The 20,768-nt window shown below is 61.3% G+C and carries 20 protein-coding genes and 1 pseudogene; 11 read left to right on the top strand and 10 right to left on the bottom strand.

Annotated features, from left to right (window positions below; translation table 11 throughout):
* Window positions 1-13: 13 nt before the first annotated feature.
* Entirely contained in the window at window positions 14-355 is a 342-nt protein-coding gene (locus ACQKP2_RS14905; protein ID WP_427577445.1) for a hypothetical protein, read from the bottom strand.
* 310 nt (window positions 356-665) lie between these two features.
* Between ACQKP2_RS14905 and ACQKP2_RS14900 the strand changes: the two genes are divergently transcribed.
* Window positions 666-1,619 (top strand): adenosine deaminase, encoded by a 954-nt coding sequence (locus ACQKP2_RS14900; RefSeq protein WP_427577443.1) that lies wholly within the window; start codon window positions 666-668, stop codon window positions 1,617-1,619.
* Between the two features lie 112 nt (window positions 1,620-1,731).
* Here ACQKP2_RS14900 and ACQKP2_RS14895 read toward each other — a convergent pair whose 3' ends face one another.
* Both ACQKP2_RS14895 and ACQKP2_RS14890 read right to left on the bottom strand, forming a co-directional pair.
* The gene (locus tag ACQKP2_RS14895; protein ID WP_427577441.1) at window positions 1,732-2,466 is read right to left on the bottom strand and encodes a transcriptional regulator; all 735 of its coding nucleotides are present in this window, start codon (window positions 2,464-2,466) and stop codon (window positions 1,732-1,734) included.
* Window positions 2,467-2,780: 314 nt separating this feature from the next.
* Window positions 2,781-3,710, bottom strand: a complete 930-nt coding sequence (locus tag ACQKP2_RS14890; RefSeq protein ID WP_427577440.1) for a LysR family transcriptional regulator — start codon at window positions 3,708-3,710, stop codon at window positions 2,781-2,783.
* A 117-nt stretch (window positions 3,711-3,827) separates the two neighbouring features.
* Here ACQKP2_RS14890 and ACQKP2_RS14885 point away from each other — a divergent pair, with 117 nt between their 5' ends.
* Together ACQKP2_RS14885 and ACQKP2_RS14880 are read left to right on the top strand one after the other, a co-directional pair.
* The gene (locus ACQKP2_RS14885; protein WP_427577439.1) at window positions 3,828-4,841 is read left to right on the top strand and encodes a zinc-binding alcohol dehydrogenase family protein; all 1,014 of its coding nucleotides are present in this window, start codon (window positions 3,828-3,830) and stop codon (window positions 4,839-4,841) included.
* Between the two features lie 134 nt (window positions 4,842-4,975).
* Complete coding sequence (locus ACQKP2_RS14880; RefSeq protein ID WP_427577438.1) at window positions 4,976-5,149, top strand: hypothetical protein; 174 nt, start codon at window positions 4,976-4,978, stop codon at window positions 5,147-5,149.
* Window positions 5,150-5,156: 7 nt separating this feature from the next.
* On the opposite strand, the gene ACQKP2_RS14875 is transcribed toward ACQKP2_RS14880, so the two are convergent.
* Window positions 5,157-6,350, bottom strand: a complete 1,194-nt coding sequence (locus ACQKP2_RS14875; protein WP_427577437.1) for a multidrug effflux MFS transporter — start codon at window positions 6,348-6,350, stop codon at window positions 5,157-5,159.
* A 91-nt stretch (window positions 6,351-6,441) separates the two neighbouring features.
* Window positions 6,442-6,639: a heavy-metal-associated domain-containing protein gene (locus ACQKP2_RS14870; protein ID WP_427577435.1), complete on the bottom strand. Its 198-nt coding sequence runs from the start codon at window positions 6,637-6,639 to the stop codon at window positions 6,442-6,444.
* Between the two features lie 160 nt (window positions 6,640-6,799).
* Here ACQKP2_RS14870 and ACQKP2_RS14865 point away from each other — a divergent pair, with 160 nt between their 5' ends.
* The 3 genes from ACQKP2_RS14865 (at window position 6,800) to cueR (ending at window position 10,179) form a co-directional block, all read left to right on the top strand.
* Complete coding sequence (locus ACQKP2_RS14865) at window positions 6,800-7,183, top strand: hypothetical protein (RefSeq protein ID WP_427577433.1); 384 nt, start codon at window positions 6,800-6,802, stop codon at window positions 7,181-7,183.
* Window positions 7,184-7,375: 192 nt separating this feature from the next.
* The gene (locus ACQKP2_RS14860) at window positions 7,376-9,769 is read left to right on the top strand and encodes a heavy metal translocating P-type ATPase (protein ID WP_427577432.1); all 2,394 of its coding nucleotides are present in this window, start codon (window positions 7,376-7,378) and stop codon (window positions 9,767-9,769) included.
* A complete protein-coding gene (cueR, locus tag ACQKP2_RS14855; protein ID WP_427577431.1) occupies window positions 9,766-10,179 on the top strand; it encodes a Cu(I)-responsive transcriptional regulator in 414 nt (137 codons plus the stop codon). The genes ACQKP2_RS14860 and cueR overlap by 4 nt, the downstream gene beginning before the upstream one ends.
* A gap of 165 nt (window positions 10,180-10,344) precedes the next feature.
* On the opposite strand, the gene ACQKP2_RS14850 is transcribed toward cueR, so the two are convergent.
* Window positions 10,345-11,238 (bottom strand): PA4780 family RIO1-like protein kinase, encoded by an 894-nt coding sequence (locus tag ACQKP2_RS14850; protein ID WP_427577429.1) that lies wholly within the window; start codon window positions 11,236-11,238, stop codon window positions 10,345-10,347.
* A gap of 342 nt (window positions 11,239-11,580) precedes the next feature.
* On the opposite strand from ACQKP2_RS14850, the pseudogene ACQKP2_RS14845 reads away from it, so the two are divergent.
* Window positions 11,581-12,771: pseudogene (locus tag ACQKP2_RS14845) on the top strand (cache domain-containing protein); the annotation flags it as partial.
* Between the two features lie 90 nt (window positions 12,772-12,861).
* On the top strand, window positions 12,862-13,629 hold the full coding sequence (locus ACQKP2_RS14840) for a methyl-accepting chemotaxis protein (RefSeq protein WP_427577464.1): 768 nt from the start codon (window positions 12,862-12,864) through the stop codon (window positions 13,627-13,629).
* A gap of 76 nt (window positions 13,630-13,705) precedes the next feature.
* Here ACQKP2_RS14840 and ACQKP2_RS14835 read toward each other — a convergent pair whose 3' ends face one another.
* Together ACQKP2_RS14835 and ACQKP2_RS14830 are read right to left on the bottom strand one after the other, a co-directional pair.
* The gene (locus ACQKP2_RS14835; RefSeq protein WP_427577428.1) at window positions 13,706-14,500 is read right to left on the bottom strand and encodes an AraC family transcriptional regulator; all 795 of its coding nucleotides are present in this window, start codon (window positions 14,498-14,500) and stop codon (window positions 13,706-13,708) included.
* 195 nt (window positions 14,501-14,695) lie between these two features.
* Window positions 14,696-15,973, bottom strand: a complete 1,278-nt coding sequence (locus tag ACQKP2_RS14830; protein WP_427577426.1) for an acetyl-CoA C-acetyltransferase — start codon at window positions 15,971-15,973, stop codon at window positions 14,696-14,698.
* Window positions 15,974-16,213: 240 nt separating this feature from the next.
* Between ACQKP2_RS14830 and ACQKP2_RS14825 the strand changes: the two genes are divergently transcribed.
* Both ACQKP2_RS14825 and ACQKP2_RS14820 read left to right on the top strand, forming a co-directional pair.
* A complete protein-coding gene (locus ACQKP2_RS14825; protein ID WP_427577424.1) occupies window positions 16,214-17,566 on the top strand; it encodes a 3-oxoacyl-ACP reductase in 1,353 nt (450 codons plus the stop codon).
* Window positions 17,567-17,568: 2 nt separating this feature from the next.
* Complete coding sequence (locus ACQKP2_RS14820) at window positions 17,569-18,423, top strand: MaoC family dehydratase (protein ID WP_427577423.1); 855 nt, start codon at window positions 17,569-17,571, stop codon at window positions 18,421-18,423.
* A 376-nt stretch (window positions 18,424-18,799) separates the two neighbouring features.
* On the opposite strand, the gene ACQKP2_RS14815 is transcribed toward ACQKP2_RS14820, so the two are convergent.
* The gene (locus ACQKP2_RS14815; RefSeq protein WP_427577422.1) at window positions 18,800-19,213 is read right to left on the bottom strand and encodes a response regulator; all 414 of its coding nucleotides are present in this window, start codon (window positions 19,211-19,213) and stop codon (window positions 18,800-18,802) included.
* Window positions 19,214-19,287: 74 nt separating this feature from the next.
* Window positions 19,288-19,485 (bottom strand): Flp family type IVb pilin, encoded by a 198-nt coding sequence (locus tag ACQKP2_RS14810; RefSeq protein WP_427577421.1) that lies wholly within the window; start codon window positions 19,483-19,485, stop codon window positions 19,288-19,290.
* A 322-nt stretch (window positions 19,486-19,807) separates the two neighbouring features.
* Between ACQKP2_RS14810 and cpaB the strand changes: the two genes are divergently transcribed.
* Complete coding sequence (gene cpaB, locus ACQKP2_RS14805; protein ID WP_427577420.1) at window positions 19,808-20,755, top strand: Flp pilus assembly protein CpaB; 948 nt, start codon at window positions 19,808-19,810, stop codon at window positions 20,753-20,755.
* Window positions 20,756-20,768: the final 13 nt, after the last annotated feature.

Below are 20,768 nucleotides of genomic sequence, written 5' to 3'. Positions count from 1 at the left end.
TGTGGAGCAGGAATCAAACGCGGGGCGGTCGCCATACTCCGGCCAGGGTCGGGACCGGCAGGAAATCGGTGGAAAGGGAGAGCACCATCGGGCTGAACAGCGTCAGAGGCGGCTTGAAGACCGAGACCTGCAGCATGCCACCGGTCTTGCACTCCTGACCGGGCTTACAAGGCTTGCCGTGCTCGGCAGGGCTCTTCATATCGTTGCAGCAGTCCATCCCCATGTCGTCCATCATCGCCATGCCCATCGCCTTCATCGGGCACGGTTCTGTCGGCGCCTGGACTCCCGCCATCCCGCTGAGGGGAAGCGACAGGCTGATAACGAAGATGAGGAAAAACCGCAGCAAGCGTTTCATGGGCGTGAGTGTAGTTGCTGAAAATGGCCCTGACTATTGGACCCGGGCATAACCGAGTTGCCCAAATGTCAGGCTCGGGCGATAAAACCGAACCTGAATTAAGCCAGCATTACCGACCCGCCATTGGGTGTATCGACGAGTCGATGCCTGTTCCAGCGATAACGCATTTCGCCCGTCGGGGCAGAACGCACAAACGACGGGTTGCAGCAGGGCCGCGAACGTGAGCGCTGAACCTTCCGGTCAGGTTTTACCAATTATTTCGACAAGCATCTGTAGAATGCCGATCAACCGCACCTGATGAGAAAAGAACATGTACGACTGGCTGAACGCCCTGCCCAAGGCAGAATTGCATTTGCACCTGGAAGGTTCGCTGGAACCCGAACTGCTGTTCACCCTGGCCGAACGCAACAAGATCGCCCTGCCGTGGAGCGATGTCGACACCCTGCGCAAGGCTTACGCCTTCAATAACCTGCAAGAGTTCCTCGACCTGTATTACCAGGGCGCCGACGTACTGCGCACTTCCCAGGATTTCTACGACCTGACCTGGGCTTACCTGCTGCGCTGCAAGGAACAGAACGTTATCCACACCGAACCGTTCTTCGACCCGCAGACTCATACCGACCGTGGCGTGCCATTCGAAGTGGTGCTCAACGGCATCGCGGCGGCCCTCAAGGACGGTGAACAGCAACTGGGTATCACCAGCGGACTAATCCTGAGCTTCCTGCGCCACTTGAGCGAAGAGCAGGCCCAGAAAACCCTCGACCAGGCACTGCCATTTCGCGATGCGTTTGTCGCCGTGGGCCTGGACAGTTCGGAATTGGGCCACCCGCCCAGCAAATTCCAGCGCGTGTTCGACCGCGCCCGTGGCGAAGGCTTCCTGACGGTCGCCCATGCCGGTGAAGAAGGTCCGCCCGAATACATCTGGGAAGCCCTCGACCTGCTGAAAATCCAGCGTATCGATCATGGCGTGCGCGCCATCGAGGACGAGCGCCTGATGCAGCGCATCATCGACGAGCAGATCCCGCTGACCGTTTGCCCGCTGTCCAACACCAAGCTCTGCGTATTCGATCACATGTCGCAGCACAACATTCTCGACATGCTCGAACGCGGGGTGAAAGTAACCGTGAACTCGGACGACCCGGCCTACTTCGGCGGTTACGTCACCGAGAACTTCCATGCACTGCATACGCATCTGGGCATGACCCAGGATCAGGCCCGGCGCCTGGCGCAAAACAGCCTGGATGCACGCTTGGTCAAACCGTAAAGGGTATCCCTGTCCCCTGTAGGAGCGAGCATGCTCGCGATGGTCGTCAACGATAACGCTGGCAGCCTGGCGCCCCGCGGTGCTCCGTCCACCATCGCGAGCATGCTCGCTCCTACAGTGCCATTTCCAGCTCGGCTGGCCTGGCAAAACCGTGGATTTCACGTTGCCCGGCGACGGTGACCTGCAAGGCCCGCGAATCGTTGGCCTGGCTTAACCACCCCGACTGCATGAACAACTGCAACAATGCCGCTCCCAATGCCCCGCCCATGTGCGGGCGCCTTTCGCTCCAGTCAGGACAGGCGCACGCCGGCTTGCCAGTGCGTTGGGCGAGTGCCTGGATGAACACGCCGCGTAACGCCAGCTCGTTGGCGCCCTTGAGGGTGATGCTGACCCGCTGATCGAACTGTTCGATCCAGCCCGCCTCCAGCAGACGCTGATACAAATCGGCAGCCAGGGTACCTCCCAGATGATCATCGCAAAGTCGCGCTCGCAGCAGCGACGAGTGCAGGGGCCGTGGTTTGGCCAGCGGCGTGGTGTGCTTGAAAATAGAAGCAACCGGCTGCGGCGCGCTGGCCAGCGAAGCACTGGCCAGCGCTTCGATCGCGGCCCCGATTTCCGGGGCGGCCAGACGAAAGAAACGCTTGCGCCCGCGGGTTTCGGTTTTCAACAGACCACCGGTGGACAAACGCGCCAGGTGGGCACTGGCCGAAGACGATGAAAGGCCGGCCAACAGGGCCAGATCTTCGGTTTGGCGCGCCGAGCCGTCCATCAAGGCCCACATCATTGCGCTGCGCTTTGGGTCAGCCAGCAAGGTGGCTATCTGGCTGATGCAAGGTGCATGTTCCATGAATTCACTCCCTGTTGAATCGTTTCGTCTACTGCTCGAAGTCATCTTGACCAGTAATGTGCAGTCGGCCAAGACGCTGCCTGCGCCGCACGTCACGCAAAACCATCGCCCACACAGATCTTCACCGGACAATGGGTGCCGAGGGCTGGCGAAGATGTGCGGGACAGGGTCTGAACCGGCATGGCGTCATTATTGCGATTGACGTTGCGTGCGTGAGGCGAGCGCCAGTATAGGCGGGTTGATCACCGGTTCCCGCCGTTCGCAAACAGCAGGTGGTGATAGTTCCTGAGGGAAATTTCGCTTTTTTCCTGCGACTAATGATCGATATCCGAGATCCCCGGAAAATGGCTGCTCAAGCGGGCGCATTGGCTGGCAAGCATTTCCCGCAACAGGTTCACCGGCTTACTCAACTGTGCGCGATGAGCGCACAACAGATTCAGCGGTGCGCGCTCGCAAAGCAGTTCAGGCATCAGCACTTTCAAGCGACCGGCAAGCACATCGGCGGCCACATCCAGCCAGGATTTGTAGGCGATCCCTGCGCCCGCCACGGCCCACAGCCGTACGACATCGGCATCGTCGCTGAAGCGGTCGCCACTGACGGTCAGGCCGACCTCGCGCTTGCCGTCGTGAAAACTCCAGTGATCGTGAACCCGGCTGCCGAGCATGTACAACAGGCAATTGTGCTGAGCCAATTGTTCCAGTTGCCGCGGCTCACCATGCCGGGCCAGGTAACTCGGCGCCGCGCACAGTACACGCCGGTTCTGCGGGGCGATGGGCAGCGCCACCAGGCTGGAGTCTTCCGGCTCGCCATAACGCAGGGCGATGTCCACCGGTTGGCGAAACAGATCGGCGATACGATCGCCGAGCAACAAACGCACCGTGAGCTTGGGGTGTTCGCGTTGAAATTCGTCCAGCCAGGGCAGCAGCAGGTTGCGGCCGAAGTCCGACGGCGCCGACAACTGCAACACCCCGCTCACCTGATCCTGACCGCTGGCCAGCAAACGCCGCCCCTCATCGAGATGACTCAGGGCGGCCCGGGCATACTCAAGAAAACCTTCGCCTTCGGCGGTCAGGCGCAGGCTGCGGGTCGAGCGGGCGAGCAGGCGCGCCCCCAACTGCTGCTCGATGCGTTTGAGCGAGGCACTGGCCACCGCTGCCGACATGTCCATGCCACGCGCAGCCGCCGACAGGCTGCCCAGGTCCGCCGCCCTGACGAACAATTGCAAGTCATCGAAACGCAACATCTGAAGCCCTGATTATCAAAAAAACATTGAAAGAGACTGCTCTTTTAGCGGGTTTTATCTTCAGTAGAAATAACCAATCATCTGCCCATCGAAATCCAGCCGTTTACGGAGCCATTGATGAAAGCCATTGCCTATTACGCGTCTCTGCCGATCAGCGACGAACAGTCCCTGCAAGACATCGAACTGCCGGAGCCGGTCGCCGGGCCACGAGACCTGCTGGTGGAGGTCAAGGCCATTTCGGTCAATCCCGTGGACACCAAGGTCCGCCAGAACGTACAGCCCGAGAACGGCGCCGCGAAAGTGCTGGGCTGGGATGTGGCCGGCATCGTCAAGGCCGTCGGCAGTGAAGTGACCCTGTTCAAGGCGGGCGACAAGGTGTACTACGCCGGCTCCATCGCCCGCGCTGGCGGCAACAGTGAACTGCATGTGGTGGATGAGCGGATCGTCGGCCATATGCCAAAAACCCTCGGCTTCGCCGAAGCCGCCGCCCTGCCGCTGACGGCAATCACGGCGTGGGAATTGCTGTTCGAACGCTTGCAGGTGCGCGAAGGCAAGACCGACGAAAGCCAGAGCCTGCTGATCGTCGGCGCGGCCGGCGGTGTCGGTTCGATCCTTACGCAATTGGCCAGACAACTCACGGGGCTGAACGTCATCGGTACGGCTTCGCGCCCGCACACCCAGAACTGGGTGAAAGAACTGGGCGCGCACCTCGTGATCGATCACAGCCAACCGTTGAGCGAAGAACTCAAGCGCGCAGGCATCGGCCAAGTGACCCATGTCGCCAGCCTGACCCAGACCGATCAGCACCTGGACCAATTGGTCGAGTCACTGGCACCACAGGGCAAACTCGCCTTGATCGACGACCCGAAAACCTTGGACGTGACCAAGCTCAAACGCAAGAGCCTGTCACTGCACTGGGAGTTCATGTACACCCGGTCGCTGTTCGAAACCGCGGACATGATCGAACAGCACCACCTGCTCAATCGCGTGGCGCAACTGATCGATGCCGGAACGCTGAAAACCACGCTCGGTGAGCACTTCGGCACCATTAACGCGGCCAATCTGCGTCGTGCCCACGCCCTGCTGGAAAGCGGAAAATCCAGGGGCAAGATTGTGCTGGAAGGCTTCTAGGCAGATGAGAACGGTGTCGCCCGACGATGGGCGACACCGTCAGTCTGAAGGTTGATCTCGGTCATAATTGCGATGATTTTCGGGACTACACTCGAAACCTCTGCGAGACAATCTTTTACCCGAGGAGGTCAGTAATGAAGATCCTGATAAAAGAATTGGCAAAATCCCAGTGGCAGGTAAGCCTGGACCAGCACGCCGTCAACTTCCGCAGCGAAGCCGAAGCCCGCGCCTTCACCCGTACCCTTGAAGCGCGACTTCAGGCCCCCCACCAGATTCCCCCCCTCCAGCAGCATCGCGCGGCGGGCTGACCCGACCTCATACCGCGCGCGCCAGCGCCCGGGCATTTTGCAAGCGTCGGGTGAACATCGCCATGCTCACCACCAGAATCCCGCACAGGCTGATCACCATGGCCATGGGCATGGCGCTGCCGTCGTGCAAAACGCCCACCAACGCGGCGGCGCCGGCGGCAACGCTGAATTGCAGGCACCCGAGCATCGCCGACGCACTGCCGGCCCGGGCGCCCTGACCGTTCATTGCACAGGCAGACGCGTTGGGAATGATGCAACCCAGGCTGGCGATGCAGACGAATAGCGGAATCAGCAAAGGCCACAAGTGCTCGGTATGCAATGCGCTGACGGCCAGCAAGGTCAGCCCGGCGCCCACGTAAACCCACACGGCGCGTGCCAGAAGAAACGCCGGCCCACGCTTGGCCAACAGCCGGGCATTGACCTGGGCCACCAGGATAAAGCCGGCCGCGTTGGTGCCGAACAGCCAGCCGAAGTGCTCGGCCGGGACACCATAGAGTTTGATGAAGACGAAGGGTGATCCGGCGATGTAGGCAAACATCCCGGCGATGGCGATACCACCGGTCAGCGCATGGCCGAGATACACCGGATCAGCCAACAGCCGACCGTACTGACGCAATGCGCCGGACAACGGTTGACGTGGCACATGGGCCGGCAGGCTCTCCGGCAAGCCAAAGGCGACGGCCAATCCTGCCAATGCGCTGAATCCGGTCAGCGCCAGAAAGATCGACTGCCAACCGGTTGTATTGACCAGCAATCCACCCAGCATCGGCGCCAGAATGGGCGCCAGCCCCATGACCAGCATCAATTGCGAAAAGACTTTGGCCGACCCCACTGCATCGCATTTGTCACTGACCACTGCGCGGGAAATCACCATCCCCGCACAGCCGCCCAGCGCCTGGACAAATCGCGCAGCGATCAACCACTCCAGACTCGGCGCATAGGCGCAGGCCAGCGATGCGACGGTGAACAGCCCGACCCCGCTCAACAGCGGAATGCGCCGACCGAAACGATCCGCGACTGGCCCATAGGCCAGTTGGCCAATGGACAGGCCAAGAAAATAAGCCGCCAGGGTCAGTTGAACGTGTTTTTCGTCCGTACCGAAAGCAAGCGCCATCGCCGGGAATGCCGGCAGGTAAAAATCGATCGCCAGCGGACCGAAGGCGCTCAAGGCACCAAGAATCAGGATTGTGCGGATATTCATCAGGCATCCAGGGGACAGGGTCGGCAGCCCGACAGTCTAGCCGCGCATGGACGCCTTGAACATTAAGTTAGCTCGCTAACTATTAAAAAGATCAGGCCAGCTTCACGCTGTAGCCCTCGTCACGGATCAGCGCGATCACCTGATCGGCCGTCAGTGAAGATTCGACGCCCACCTCTTTTGCCGCCAGATCGACGCGCACGCTGGCCGCCGGGTCCCCGGCCTGTACAGCGGCCGTGATGGCCTTGACACAGTGACCACAGGACATGCCTTCAACATTGAACACTTGCATGAGACGACTCCTTTGATGAGGCTCTTGAGTGAGCTTGCGGCCAGTTTCGAGCTTGCCACCATGGCAAGGTCAAGTTCTGGAATGATCTGCCGGGCTGGCAATCAACGCCGCGCTCGGCCAAGCTGCGTCCATCAATGACTCGATTCCAGGAGATTCAGCCATGCGCTGGTCAATTTTCAGCCTGTTTGGCTTCCTCAGCCTATTCACTGCCATGCCCCCGGCCCAAGCCGCTGGTCAGGATTATGGCGTGCTGATCATTTCCCGCGAGCGCTTGGAAGTTGCGACAAGCTGCGAAATCGGCGTGTACATTCAGGATCAATTGGCCGCACGGCTGTTCCAGGAGCAAAGCACCTCCTTCAACCTGCCGCCGGGCACTTTTTCCCTGCGCCTCAAACTGCTGCCGGGTCAGGCACCGGGCTGCAACCCGGGCATGCTGGCCCCCGGTTCGCAGGACATTACGCTCAGGGCCGGGGATGTGCAGAAGTACCGGATCGCAATGACGCAACAAGGGATGTACCTGAAACGCGCAGGCCTGGGCTACTGATCAGCACCGACCTGTAGGAGCGAGCACGCTCGCGATGGTCGCCAACAAAAACGTTGGCATCCTGACACCCCGCGGTGCCTGGTCTTCCATCGCGAGCGTGCTCGCTCCTACAGATGAAGAGCAGATTGGTGCTTGACCTTGCCAGCATGGCAAGGTTGATCCTGTAGACATCTTCTACAGGGAGCGTGCCCCATGTCCGAATCCATCACTTTCGACCTGCCGATTGCCGGCATGACCTGTGCCAGTTGCGCCGGGCGCGTTGAGCGCGCCTTGAGCAAAGTCACCGGTGCCAGTGCCGTCAGCGTGAACCTCGCCACGGAACAGGCGCGGGTCCAGGCGCCCACGGGTAGCCTGCCAGCCTTGATGGAGGCTGTCGAAAAGGCCGGTTATAGCGTGCCGCAGCACAGCCTGGAGCTGAGCATCGATGGCATGACGTGTGCCTCCTGCGTGGGTCGTGTCGAGCGGGCATTGAACAAGGTGCCAGGTGTCAACAGCGTCAGCGTCAATCTGGCGAGCGAACGGGCACATCTGGAACTGCTCGGGCAGGTCGACACGCAAACCCTGATCGCCGCCGTCAACAAGGCCGGTTACAGCGCCAGCCTCCACGAAGCGGACCACCCGCCAACCGACACCCAACAGCCCCGCCTGCACCGTGAGCGCTGGTTCTTGTTGGCGGCCATTGCCCTTGCCTTGCCGCTGGTATTGCCCATGGTGCTGCAACCGTTCGGCGTGCACTGGATGCTGCCCGCCTGGGGGCAATTCGCCCTGGCCACACCGGTGCAATTCATCTTCGGTGCGCGGTTTTACATCGCCGCGTGGAAAGCCGTGCGGGCCGGTGCCGGCAACATGGATTTGCTGGTCGCCCTGGGGACCAGTGCCGGCTATGGCTTGAGTGTCTACGAATGGGTCACCGCGGCCGGGCGCATGCCGCACTTGTACTTTGAAGCCTCGGCGGTGGTGATCGCCCTGGTGCTACTGGGCAAATACCTGGAAAGCCGCGCCAAGCGCCAGACTGCCAGCGCCATTCGCGCCCTTGAAGCGTTGCGCCCCGAGCGGGCGGTCAAGGTGATTGATGGCCAGGAACAGGACGTCGCCATCAGTGCCCTGCGCCTGGACGATCTGGTGCTGGTCAAACCCGGTGAGCGCTTCCCGGTGGACGGCGAAGTGGTCGAAGGCCAGAGCCATGCCGACGAGGCGCTGATCAGCGGTGAAAGCCTGCCGGTGCCCAAACAGGCCGGCGACAAGGTCACCGGCGGCGCCATCAATGGTGAAGGTCGACTGCTGGTACGTACGCAAGCCCTCGGTGCGGAAACCGTGCTGGCGCGCATCATCCGCCTGGTGGAGGACGCACAGGCCGCGAAAGCGCCGATTCAGAAACTGGTGGACAAGGTCAGCCAGGTATTCGTCCCGGTCGTGCTGCTGCTGGCATTGGCGACCCTGGCAGGCTGGTGGTTGTACGGGGCGCCGCTGGAAACGGCGCTGATCAATGCCGTGGCGGTGCTGGTGATCGCATGTCCTTGCGCACTGGGCCTGGCCACGCCGACAGCGATCATGGCCGGCACTGGCGTGGCCGCACGCTACGGGATTCTGATCAAGGACGCCGAAGCACTCGAACGCGCCCATGAAGTCAACTCGGTGGTGTTCGACAAGACCGGAACCCTGACCTCGGGCACCCCGCGAATCGCTCACTTGCGCGCCATCGACGGCGACGAAGCCCCCCTGCTGCAATGGGCCGGCGCCCTGCAGCGCGGCAGCGAACATCCACTGGCCAAGGCCGTGCTGGATGCCTGCAATGAGCGCGGTTTGACCGTGGCCGACGTGAGCGACAGCCAGTCCCTCACCGGACGCGGTATTGCCGGGACACTGGATGGCCGGCGCCTGGCCCTGGGCAATCGTCGCCTGCTGGAAGAACACGGATTGAATGCCGGGCCCTTGGCCGACGCGGCCATCACCTGGGAAACCGAAGGCCGGACCCTGTCCTGGCTGATCGAACCAGGTCCGCAGCCAAAGGTATGGGGCCTGTTCGCCTTCGGTGACACGCTCAAGCCCGACGCTCTGCAAGCGGTGCAGCAACTGAGCGAGCGAGGCATCAGCAGCCACCTGCTCACCGGCGACAACCGTGGCAGTGCCAAGGTGGTTGCCGATGCATTGGGCATCAGCGACGTACACGCCGAAGTGCTGCCCGCGGACAAAGCCGCCACGGTCGCCGCCCTGAAAAAAACCGGCGTGGTGGCCATGGTCGGTGACGGCATCAACGATGCGCCGGCACTGGCGGCGGCCGACATTGGCATCGCCATGGGCGGCGGCACCGACGTCGCCATGCACGCCGCCGGCATCACACTGATGCACGGCGATCCGCGACGAGTACCGGCAGCGCTGGATATCAGCCGCAAGACCTACGCCAAGATCCGGCAAAACCTGTTCTGGGCCTTCGTCTATAACCTGATCGGCATTCCACTGGCGGCCTTCGGCCTGCTCAATCCGGTGCTGGCCGGCGCGGCCATGGCGTTGTCGAGCGTCAGTGTGGTGAGCAATGCGCTACTGTTGAAAACCTGGAAACCCGAGGATCTGGAGGACAACCGATGAACATCGGCCAAGCGGCCCGCCACAGCGGCCTGAGCGCGAAGATGATCCGTTATTACGAATCCATCGGCCTGCTCAAGACCGCTCATCGCACCGACAGTGGTTACCGGGTTTACGGTGACGATGATCTGCACACCCTGGCATTCATCAAGCGCTCGCGCGACCTGGGGTTTTCCCTGGAAGAAGTCGGCAAACTGCTGACGCTTTGGCAGGATCGCCAGCGCGCCAGTGCCGATGTAAAGGCATTGGCCCGCCAGCATATAGAAGAGCTGGAGCGGAAAATCCGCGAGCTGGGGCAGTTGCGCGACACGTTGCAGGATCTGGTCGAACACTGCCAGGGCGATCACCGGCCTGACTGCCCGATTCTCAAGAGTCTGGAGTCGGGGTGTTGCACCGCCTCGACTCAAGCCTGATCCCTGTGGGAGCGAGCCTGCTCGCGAAAGCAAGCTGACAGTCGACAACAATGTTGAATATGAAATCGCCATCGCGAGCAGGCTCGCTCCCACAGGGATTGGGTCAACCACATTGAATCTGCACTCACGAAAAACCCGGCCAAGGCCGGGTTTTTCGTCAATCGATCACTGCATCCACGGTGGCGGCGGTTCTTCGCTTTTACCCGGTGGTGCATCGTCAGCGGCACGGGCGGCTTGCTTGCGCTCTTCGTCCCGGCGCGCGGCCTCGATCTCGCGCATGACGCCACCCACGTCGGCCAAAACTTCCGAATCGGCGAATTCGCCGGTCAGGACACTGCCCGGGTGCAGTTGGCCGGCCTCGTACAACGCCCACATTTCCTTGGCGTAGCGGGTCTTTTTCAGTTCCGGTGCAAAACGCCCGAAGTACGACGCCATGTTGCCCACATCGCGCTCAAGCATGCTGAACGCATGGTTGTTGCCCGCCGCGTCCACCGCTTGCGGCAAGTCGATGATGACCGGGCCGGTCGGGCCCAGCAGGACATTGAACTCGGACAAGTCACCGTGCACCAGGCCGGTACACAGCATCAGCACGATCTGCGAAATCAGGTACGCGTGATATTCGCGTGCCTGGTCCGGCTCCAGTACCACATCGTTCAAACGCGGCGCCGCGTCACCGTCCTCGTCGGTCACCAGCTCCATCAGCAGCACGCCTTCGAGGAAGTCATACGGCTTGGGCACACGCACACCGGCATTGGCCAGGCGGAACAACGCCGCCACTTCGGCATTCTGCCAGGCATCTTCGGCTTCCTTGCGGCCGAATTTCGACCCCTTGGCCATGGCGCGGGCCTGACGACTGTTACGTACCTTGCGGCCTTCCTGATACTCGGCCGCCTGGCGAAAACTGCGCTTGTTCGCCTCCTTGTAAACCTTCGCGCAACGTATCTGGTTACCGCAGCGCACCACATAAACAGCTGCTTCTTTGCCACTCATGAGTGGGCGCAGCACCTCGTCGACCAGACCGTCCTCGATCAGGGGTTCAATGCGTTTTGGAGTCTTCATCAGCTTTTATTCTGGGTCCTTTATTACCAAACACGCGAAAGTCATTCGTTATACGGCAATCCACTCGTTCGGGGGAGGGGGGGGCGACCTATGAACATTTACGAAGCACACAATGTGCCGGATTCGCCACTTGTTCCTGTGATTTTTCACGGCTGCCCCCGAATCATGGCCAAGCCCCAAACCCCTGCTGCACGGGGGGCAAACCGCACTTTCGCCGGAAACCGGCACCTGGCACGTTGCCGTTTTCAGGATTTTTCAAATCAGCCCTCAATTTCCTCCGACAGCAGCCGAAGCCCTGAGTGACAAACTGATTTGTCCGACAATCGTTCCATCAAAAAAACGATGCCGCACACAGGGAAACGACGTGTTCGAAAACGTTTACGGCTGCCAATAAACCGCGAGTCATCTGCACTGCGTGGGCCTACAAGAAAATCTGGAGCGCGGATGAACATCAAACAGAAGTTGACCTGGGCGTTTGCAATCATCGCCTGCTTGCCCGTGGTGCTGGTCGCCACCCTCGTCGTGCTGAACCTGCGCAGTGATGCCAGAAGCGAATTCGTCGACAGCAGCGGTCGCGAAATCCGTCAGGTCAGCAATGCCATGCAGCTGTTCTTCGACGGCATCAGCCAAAACGTCGAGTACCTGGCCAAGCAACCGTTGATCAAGAACTCCGACGACAGCCTCAAGACCTACATGAGCGCCAACGCCGAGAGCGTTCCCCAGGGCGAGATGGACAAAAAGGTCTTCGCCCTCCTGCAAGACCTGGGCAACAGTCATCCGTCCTACGCCTATGCCATCCTCGGCACCGCCGCCGGTGGCTACGTGTCGTGGCCGGACGATGCCAAGCTGAGCAACTACGACCCGCGCCAGCGGCCGTGGTACAAGGCGGCCCAGGCCAAACCGGGCAAGCCGTTCCGCACCGAGGCTTACTACTGGGCGCAGGACGATTCGACCTACGTCAGTACCGTGCGCACCATCGACAACAAGTTGGGCACCAATGGCGGCGTGGTCAGTATCGACGTGACGCTCAAGCAGCTCACTGAAATCGTCAAACAGATCAAGCTCGGCGAATCCGGCTACCTGATGCTGCTGGAAAACACCGGCACCGTACTGGTCGACCCGAAACAACCGGAACACAACTTCAAGGCCCTGAGCAGCCTCGGCGAAGGCTATGCACAACTGGCCAAGGCCGGCAAAGGCATGGTCGAAGTCGAACTCAACGGCGAGCGCTACATGGCCAACGTGTGGCCGTCGGAACAACTGGGCTGGACTTTCATCGGCCTGATCAAACAGAACGACGTGATGAGCACCGCGACGCAACTGACCTGGTTGATCGCCATCATCGCCGCTGTCCTGGCAGTGATCTTCGCCGTGGTCGGTGCCAGTTTCGCCAGCGTCATCGTGCGCCCGATCCGCAGCGTGGCCGACGGCCTGGAAGGTATCGCCCAGGGTGAAGGCGACCTGACCAAAAACCTGCAAATCCGTGGCAGCGACGAAACCGCGCAACTGGCCAACTGGTTCAACCAGTTCCTGACCGCGATTCGCAACCTGATCCAGAACATCGGCGGCGCCGCGACCCAGATCCTGGCCACCTCCAAGAGTTCGACCCAGGTATCGAGCGACATGGCCGAAGCCGCCGGGCGCCAGCGTGAAGCGGTGGACATGGTGTCCACGGCGTTCCACGAAATGGTCGCTACCGCCAACGAAGTGGCGCGCTCCTGCAGCCAGGCGGCCGAGTCCGCCGACAGCGGTCAGCGCCAGGCCCGCGAAGGCCAGCAGCAGATCGATGCGGCCGTTAACAGCGTGGATCGCCTGAGCCAGGAAATCGAACAGTCAGCCCAGTCGATGCAACAACTGGAACGTGACAGCAACGACATTCAGTCGATTCTGGGCACCATTCGCTCGATTGCCGAACAGACCAACCTGCTGGCACTGAACGCCGCCATTGAAGCGGCACGGGCCGGTGAGCAGGGTCGCGGCTTTGCGGTGGTGGCGGACGAAGTCCGTGCGCTGGCCAAGCGTACGGCCGACTCCACGGCGGAAATCGACGGGCTGCTGGGCAACCTGGCCAAACGCACCAGCCAGGTGACGCAACAGATGCACGCCAGCCTCGAAGTGTCGCAGCAATCGGTGACCCGTATCGGCGAGGCGCGCAGCAGCTTCGGGCAGATTCGCGAATCGGTGGACGTGATCCGCGACATGAACACCCAGATCGCCACGGCCGCAGAGCAACAGCATCAAGTGGCCGAAGACATCAACCGCCACATCAGCCAGATCCACGGCGATGCACAACTGGTGGCGGAACTGGCGAACTCGGCGCGCATGGACTCCCAGAGCCTGGCCGGTTTGTCCAATGAACTGGATGGCCTGGTGCGCCGCTTCAGGACCTGATTGAAACGGTTCGCGGGCAAGCCTCGCTCCTACGAGATCTCATCGTCTGTAGGAGCGAGGCTTGCCCGCGAAGGCGTCATCCCTGCCGAAACAACTCCCCCGGCGTAAACCCGAACAACCCCTTGAACGCCGCAATGAACGCCGACGTCGAGTCATACCCGCAAGACAGCGCCGCATTGGTCACGCTGTCGCCATCCTCCAGCAAACTCAGCGACGACAGCAGTCGCATGCGCTGGCGCCAACCCCGAAAACTCAACCCGGTTTCGCGCTGAAACAGGCGCATCAGGGTTTTCTCGGACGTGCCCAGACGCTGCGCCCACGCCTGCAAGGTCACCGTGTGCTCGGGGTTTTCGATCAGTTCGTTACACAGCCCCAACAATCGCTCATGCCGGGGCAACGGCAAGGAGAAGCCGACTTCCGGCAACGTCGCCAACTGATCCAGCAACACGCTCACCAGCCGCGCCTGCGGGCTGTCGCCCTGTGGATATTCCACCGGCAGCAAACAGAAACTCTTGATCAATTCCCGCGCCAGGGGCGTCACCTCCAGCACCCGACAACGCCCGTCCGCCCATTGGCAATCCTCGCGACGCACGTAGAGGCTGCGCATCTCGGCGCGCATGGAGGTCACGACCTGGTGTTCCAGATCCGCCGGAATCCAGATGCCCCACTGCGGCGGCGCGAAAAAACTGCCTTCGGCGGTGTGCACACCCAAGACGCCGCTAATGGCGTAGGAAAACTGCACCCAGTCGTGGCGATGGGACGGCGTCCAGGAGCCCGCGTTGAGGCTTTCTACCCGCGCGTACAAAGGACGCGGCAAGGCAGTGAGCGGCGGGATGCTTCGTTCGAGGGAGACTTGTCCGTTGGTCGGCATTGACTGGCCTTATGTCGCAGAGCAGCTGATGGAGGCGACGTTAGGTCATGTCACAAATCTATTCAACACCCCTAGCCCCTGTGGGAGCTGGCTTGCCAGCGATGGCGATTTGTCTGACACATTGATGTTGGATGTGCCGACGTCATCGCGGGCAAGCCCGCTCCCACAGGTATCCGGTTTCATCAATTACAACTTTCAACGCTCGACGATGGCGGTAACCCCCTGCCCGCCCGCCGCACAGATCGAAATCAACCCACGCCCCTTCCCCGCGACATCCAGCAGCTTCGCCAGGTTGGCGACGATACGCCCGCCGGTCGCCGCGAAAGGATGCCCCGCCGCCAGCGAGCTGCCTTTGACATTGAGCCGGTTGCGATCGATCGAGCCCAACGGCATGTCGAGGCCCAGGCGGGTCTTGCAGTATTCGGAGTCTTCCCAGGCCTTCAAGGTGCACAGCACTTGGGCGGCGAACGCTTCATGGATTTCGTAGTAGTCGAAGTCCTGCAAACTCAGGCCATTTCGCGCCAGCAATCGAGGCACGGCATACACCGGCGCCATCAACAAACCTTCGGCGCCGTTGACGAAATCCACCGCTGCCGCCTCGCCGTCGCGCAGGTAGGCGAGTATCGGCAAGCCGCGCGCCTTCGCCCACTCTTCACTGCCCAACAGCACCAGCGACGCACCGTCAGTCAGCGGCGTGGAGTTGCCGGCAGTCAGGGTGCCCCTGGCGCTTTTTTCGAACGCCGTTTTCAGGGACGCGAGTTTTTCCAGGGTCAGGTTGGGGCGCAAATTGTTGTCGCGGGTAAGCCCGAGCCACGGCGTCATCAAATCGTTGTGCCAGCCTTCGGCATAGGCAGCGGCCATTTTGCGATGACTGTCCAGCGCCAGCTCATCCTGTGCTTCACGGGAAATGCCCCAGGTCTGCGCCATCAGCTCGCAATGCTGCCCCATGGACAACCCGGTACGCGGTTCGCCATTGCGCGGGAACTCCGGGATCAGGTGCCGTGGGCGCAATTGCAGGAAGGTTTTCAGTTTTTCGCCGGTGCTTCTGGCGCGGTTGGCTTGCAGCAGAATCTTGCGCAGGCCTTCGCTGACACCGATCGGCGCGTCCGATGTGGTATCGACACCCCCGGCAATGCCGCACTCGATCTGCCCCAAGGCAATTTTATTGGCCACCAGCAACGCCGCCTCAAGCCCGGTGCCGCAGGCCTGCTGGATGTCATAGGCGGGAGTCGTGGGTGAAAGCCTTGAGCCGAGCACGCATTCGCGGGTCAGGTTCATGTCCCGTGACAGCTTCAGGACAGCCCCCGCGACCACCTCGCCCATCCGCAGGCCATGCAGGTTATAGCGTTCGATCAGCCCCTCCAGCGCGGCGGTCAGCATGAGCTGGTTACTGGCGGTGGCGTACGCGCCGTTGGAACGGGCGAAGGGAATCCGGTTACCGCCGATGATCGCGACGCGGCGCAGTTGGGTCATGGAAAACTCCTGATGAAATACCTGATCTCAACACCAATCTCCGTAGGAGCGAGGCTTGCCCGCGAAGGTGTGTCAGCTACATTCATCTCAACTGACACACCTTCGCCGGCAAGCCTGGCTCCTACAGTTTTTGCATTGCCATATGGACCAATGATCAAGCGTAGGCCTTATCTCGCGGATCGAACGACTGATTGCCATCGATGGTCCACACTTTGAACCCCGGTTTCTGGAGCATGTTCCATGTCTGACCGCTATATCGACTTCGCCAACTCGTCCATCGGCCATCGTCTGGTCGGGGCCCTGGGCCTGCCTTCGCCGGTCCGTTTGGAACGCTGGCAAGCAGGACGGCTGCGCCCGGTCGAAGGTGCATTGTTGATCGGTGGCGGGCCGCTGGCGGAGAAGGTCGGCGCATTCGCCAACCGCCTGACCGATGCGATCTACAGCTATGGCAGCGATCCTTCGATAGCGGCGGCATGGATTCCCGGGCACGGCCCGAAACTCAAGGCCGTGGTGTTCGATGCCAGTCACCTGGTGCAAACCGATCAGCTCAAGCAGCTGCGCGAGTTCTTTCAGCCCTTGATGAAAAACCTCGCTCACTGTGCACACCTGGTGATTCTCGGGCGCGATCCCCACACCATGAGCGACCCGTTCGCCGCCAGCGCCCAACGCGCCCTGGAAGGCTTCAGCCGCTCGCTGGCCAAGGAGCTGCGCAGTGGCGGCACCCTGCAACTGATCCATGTCGGCGAAGGGGCCGAGGATCAACTGGAAGGTCCTCTGCGGTTTTTCCTCTCGCCCAAAAGCGCGTTCGTGTCCGGGCAAGTGATCGGCCTTGATGCCTGCAGCACCCAGGTCGCGGACTGGACGCGTCCGCTGGCCGGGCGCAAGGCGCTGGTCACCGGCGCGGCGCGCGGCATCGGTGCAGCCATCGCCGAAACCCTGGCCCGCGACGGCGCCGACGTTATTTTGCTCGACGTACCACCGGCCAGAAACGATCTTGAAGCGCTCGCCGCGCGTCTGGGTGGACGCAGCATCACCCTCGACATTTGCGCCGAGGACGCCGCCACGCAATTGGTCGACGCGCTGCCCGACGGCGTCGATATCGTGGTGCACAACGCCGGCATCACCCGCGACAAAACCCTGGCCAACATGACGCCGGACTTCTGGGACGCCGTACTCGCCGTCAACCTCAATGCCCCACAAGTGCTGACCCGGGCCCTGCTCGACAGCGGCACGCTGCGTGACAACGGCCGGGTGATTCTGCTGGCTTCGATCAGCGGCATCGCCGGCAATCGCGGGCAAACCAACTACGCGGCCAGCAAGGCCGGGCTGATCGGCCTGGCGCAAGCCTGGGCGCCTTCGTTGCAGAAGCGGGGCATCAGCATCAACGCCGTGGCGCCCGGATTTATCGAAACCCAAATGACCGCGCACATTCCGTTCGGCCTGCGCGAGGCCGGGCGCCGCATGAGCTCGCTGGGTCAGGGTGGGCTGCCGCAAGACGTCGCCGAAGCGGTGGCCTGGCTGGCACAGCCGGGCAGCGGCGCATTCACCGGGCAAGCCTTGCGCGTGTGCGGCCAAAGCGTTCTGGGGGCCTAGCGATGAGCACCGACTGGCACACCCTCAACCGTGAACCCAACTTGCCGGGACTGTATTTTCGAGCGGCGACCCGACGGAAAATCACCGGCAGCTCCCTGCCCGATTCGGGGTTGCGCTGCTGGCTGGATGTCGACTCCAAACGCCTGGCGGCCTATCGCAACGTCTGTGGTTTCGCCGACAACAGCCTGCTGCCACCGACTTATCCACACATCCTCGCCTTTGCCTTGCAGATGCAGTTGCTCACCGCCGACGAATTTCCGTTTCCACTGCTGGGGCTGATTCACCTGGGCAATCGCATCCGCGTGCTGCGCCCCATGGGCGGTGTGAATCGAGTACGGGTGGGCGTGCGGGTGCAAAACCTGCAACCCCATGCCAAGGGTGCGACGTTCGATCTGCTGACCACGCTGGACGATCAACTGGGCACGCTATGGGAAGCACAGAGCCGGATGCTCTGTCGCAAGCTCAAACTGGACGGCGAACCCCGCGAAGACCTGATGACCTCGACACTGCCACTGACTCAGGTCGCCCAATGGAAAGCGCCCGCCGACATCGGCCGGCAGTACGCCAGGGTGTCCGGCGACTACAACCCGATTCACCTGAGTGCGGTCAGCGCCAGGCTGTTCGGCTTTCCCTCGGCCATCGCCCACGGTTTATGGAACAAGGCGCGCGCACTGGCCGCGCTGGCCGACCATCTACCGACAGCCAACATCGAAATCGCCGTGCAATTCCACAAACCCGTGCGCCTGCCCGGCGAAGTGACGCTGCTGGCCAGCGCGGCGGGCTCGAGTGGCGAACTGAAATTGATTGGGGGCGCAGAGCTGGAGCACATGATCGGCCAGTGGCGGCCTGTGACGTGATCCCATTGACTCACCCGTTGGCAGAGAGACCGCCATCGCGGCTGTTGTAGGAGCCAGGCTTGCCGGCGAATGCGTTTTCAAAAGCGCCACACGACGTCAGGCCGCCTTCGCTGGCAAGCCAGCTCCCACAAATCCGCGACACACCAGAATTTTGTGGACGACTACAGACCTGTAGGAGCCAGGCTTGCCGGCGAAGGCATTTTCAATGACGCCGCATGGCTCAAGACCGCCTTCGCGGGCAAGCCTCGCTCCTACAAGGCAAAGGCGTTTTCAAAAACGCCACATGACGCCAGGCCGCCTTCGCTGGCAAGCCAGCTCCCACAAATCCGCGACATACCAAAATTTTGTAGACGACTACCCAAAGGCCCCCAAGACCTCACCCCTTGACCAAATAAACCTGCGGCTGCGGAAACAGATTATTGAGCGTCTCCAACAACCGCACGTGATAAATCGGCTTGCGAAACAGATCCAGCACCTGCAAGCGCAACAGGTCGCTGACATCGTCCATATCCGCATGCCCGGACATCACGATCACCGGCAAATGCTGACGCGAGGTGTGCTCGCGCAGTCGCTTGATCAACGACATCCCACTCTCTTCCGGCATGCGCAAATCGGTGATCACCAACGCCATATCCGGATGCCGGGTCAGGTGATGCAGCGCCAGCTTGACCGAGGTCGCCGTGAAACAGTTGAACCCTTCCCCTTCCAGCAATTCGGCCAACTCAAACAATGCGTCCTCTTCATCATCGACCAGAAGAAGCTTCTGACGCTGGGATGCTGAAGCGATCATAGGCACCACCTGAAATGGACTAAACGCTGACGTTAGATTCCCTTCAAAGCATTTTCAAGACAACGAACGTCCTGTCATAGCGCAGCCTTGATCGTATTGAAGGTGGCAGTGATAGCACTCGAAATACCCGTACTGAAACCGGCAAGAGTCACCGCGACCATCGCAGCAATAATCGCGTATTCGATACCCGAAGCCCCCTCGGTATCCCTGGCCAGTTTCTTGTAGAAAACGAGTTCCGATTTGACCTTCTGCACCAGCTTGGAAAAAGACATGTCGACTCTCCTGGAGCACCCGGGTGTTGCATGAGCGCAACATGATTCCCCTATGCCAGCACCAGCATTGTCGGCATTCCCACCCCCAACAACTGTAAATATTCATTAATCCGAAAGTATTAGTCGCTTCGTTGACGTCAAAAAACCTTGCATTTCATCGTAAAGATTTACTTTCACTGGATTTTTACCGCTCGGTAATGGCGTTTTGCTCTACCTGCGCTAGGGTCAAATAGCGAAATAGTTCCATGTTCATAGCTGCCTGATTGCAAAAGATTCTCGTTGTAAAAGAGAACATTATCGCAGCAGGAAAGGGAGAGCCGTCATGAACAGTCGTGTCACTCTGGGTCTCGCCGGACTCTTGCTGGTCGGCGCTCTGATTGCCGGTTACTGGGGCCTGACACTGAGCCGTCAGCCGGTCGCCGAAGCCGTTGCCGCCCCTGCCGTGACTCCCCCCGCTCCCGTCGCCCAGGCACCCGTGCCGCAGGAAGACACCACCCGCCAGCCAGTGGTCGTGCTGGTCAACGACATCGCCCCCTTCGTGCAAATCACCGCCGCCGACGTCACCCTGGAAAAACTGCGCACCGCGCCGCCCGGCAGTCTGACGCGCCTGGACCAGGCGATTGGGCGTACGCCCTGGCGCGCCCTCGCTGCCGGCACCTGGCTCAATGACGAAAGCTTTGAAGCGGGCAGCAAACTGGCGCGCATGATCCGCCCCAACGAACGCGCCCTCGCGGTCGCCGTGGACGACGTGATCAATGCCGGCGGGCAACTCACACCCGGGGACTATGTCGATGTCCTGCTGTTTCTGCGCATGGACACCAACAACCTTGAATCCTCGGCGCAGCTGGTGATTCCGGCCTTGCGCGTCCTGGGGGTGGGCGAGCAACTGGGGCTGACCAACGACGGTCAACCCGCCAGCCCCGCGCGCAGCAACGAGGAAAAAATCCGCCAGGAGCAAATGCGCGCCAGCGCCCGCAGCGTGTTGCTCGCGGTGCCCGAACAACTGCTGAGTCGCCTCATGCTCGCCGCCCAGAGCGGTGTCCTGCGCCTGGCCGTGCGCAGCGCCGATGAACAGCGCCTGTCGCGCTACTGGGCCGGCGATAGCGACTCTGCGGCCAGCCTGGCCAACGCCAATCGTGAACTGTTGCAGTTCAGTCAACTGGCGATGACCACGCCTGCCAAACCGGTCGTGACCAGTAAAGCACCCGCGTCGCGCAAGCCTGGTGTGGAAGTCATTCGCGGCAACCAGATCACTCAACAAACCCCCTGATTCGAGCAAGGAC

It is taken from the genome of Pseudomonas sp. NPDC089569, assembly GCF_050280625.1.
Taxonomy (GTDB): Bacteria; Pseudomonadota; Gammaproteobacteria; order Pseudomonadales; family Pseudomonadaceae; genus Aquipseudomonas.
The sequence above is the reverse complement of the archived record's forward strand: the minus strand, read 5'-3'. Positions and strand labels throughout refer to the sequence as shown.

Excerpts from the sequence above, each read along its gene's own strand:
- ACQKP2_RS14905 (WP_427577445.1), bottom strand. The coding sequence starts at position 355 with ATGAAACGCTTGCTGCGGTTTTTCCTCATCTTCGTTATCAGCCTGTCG.
- ACQKP2_RS14860 (WP_427577432.1), top strand. The coding sequence starts at position 7,376 with ATGTCCGAATCCATCACTTTCGACCTGCCGATTGCCGGCATGACCTGT.
- ACQKP2_RS14875 (WP_427577437.1), bottom strand. The coding sequence starts at position 6,350 with ATGAATATCCGCACAATCCTGATTCTTGGTGCCTTGAGCGCCTTCGGT.
- ACQKP2_RS14825 (WP_427577424.1), top strand. The coding sequence starts at position 16,214 with ATGTCTGACCGCTATATCGACTTCGCCAACTCGTCCATCGGCCATCGT.
- ACQKP2_RS14815 (WP_427577422.1), bottom strand. The coding sequence starts at position 19,213 with ATGATCGCTTCAGCATCCCAGCGTCAGAAGCTTCTTCTGGTCGATGAT.
- ACQKP2_RS14840 (WP_427577464.1), top strand. The coding sequence starts at position 12,862 with ATGGCCGAAGCCGCCGGGCGCCAGCGTGAAGCGGTGGACATGGTGTCC.
- ACQKP2_RS14880 (WP_427577438.1), top strand. The coding sequence starts at position 4,976 with ATGAAGATCCTGATAAAAGAATTGGCAAAATCCCAGTGGCAGGTAAGC.
- ACQKP2_RS14895 (WP_427577441.1), bottom strand. The coding sequence starts at position 2,466 with ATGGAACATGCACCTTGCATCAGCCAGATAGCCACCTTGCTGGCTGAC.
- cueR (WP_427577431.1), top strand. The coding sequence starts at position 9,766 with ATGAACATCGGCCAAGCGGCCCGCCACAGCGGCCTGAGCGCGAAGATG.
- ACQKP2_RS14885 (WP_427577439.1), top strand. The coding sequence starts at position 3,828 with ATGAAAGCCATTGCCTATTACGCGTCTCTGCCGATCAGCGACGAACAG.
- ACQKP2_RS14900 (WP_427577443.1), top strand. The coding sequence starts at position 666 with ATGTACGACTGGCTGAACGCCCTGCCCAAGGCAGAATTGCATTTGCAC.
- cpaB (WP_427577420.1), top strand. The coding sequence starts at position 19,808 with ATGAACAGTCGTGTCACTCTGGGTCTCGCCGGACTCTTGCTGGTCGGC.
- ACQKP2_RS14810 (WP_427577421.1), bottom strand. The coding sequence starts at position 19,485 with ATGTCTTTTTCCAAGCTGGTGCAGAAGGTCAAATCGGAACTCGTTTTC.
- ACQKP2_RS14850 (WP_427577429.1), bottom strand. The coding sequence starts at position 11,238 with ATGAAGACTCCAAAACGCATTGAACCCCTGATCGAGGACGGTCTGGTC.
- ACQKP2_RS14835 (WP_427577428.1), bottom strand. The coding sequence starts at position 14,500 with ATGCCGACCAACGGACAAGTCTCCCTCGAACGAAGCATCCCGCCGCTC.
- ACQKP2_RS14830 (WP_427577426.1), bottom strand. The coding sequence starts at position 15,973 with ATGACCCAACTGCGCCGCGTCGCGATCATCGGCGGTAACCGGATTCCC.
- ACQKP2_RS14890 (WP_427577440.1), bottom strand. The coding sequence starts at position 3,710 with ATGTTGCGTTTCGATGACTTGCAATTGTTCGTCAGGGCGGCGGACCTG.
- ACQKP2_RS14865 (WP_427577433.1), top strand. The coding sequence starts at position 6,800 with ATGCGCTGGTCAATTTTCAGCCTGTTTGGCTTCCTCAGCCTATTCACT.
- ACQKP2_RS14870 (WP_427577435.1), bottom strand. The coding sequence starts at position 6,639 with ATGCAAGTGTTCAATGTTGAAGGCATGTCCTGTGGTCACTGTGTCAAG.
- ACQKP2_RS14820 (WP_427577423.1), top strand. The coding sequence starts at position 17,569 with ATGAGCACCGACTGGCACACCCTCAACCGTGAACCCAACTTGCCGGGA.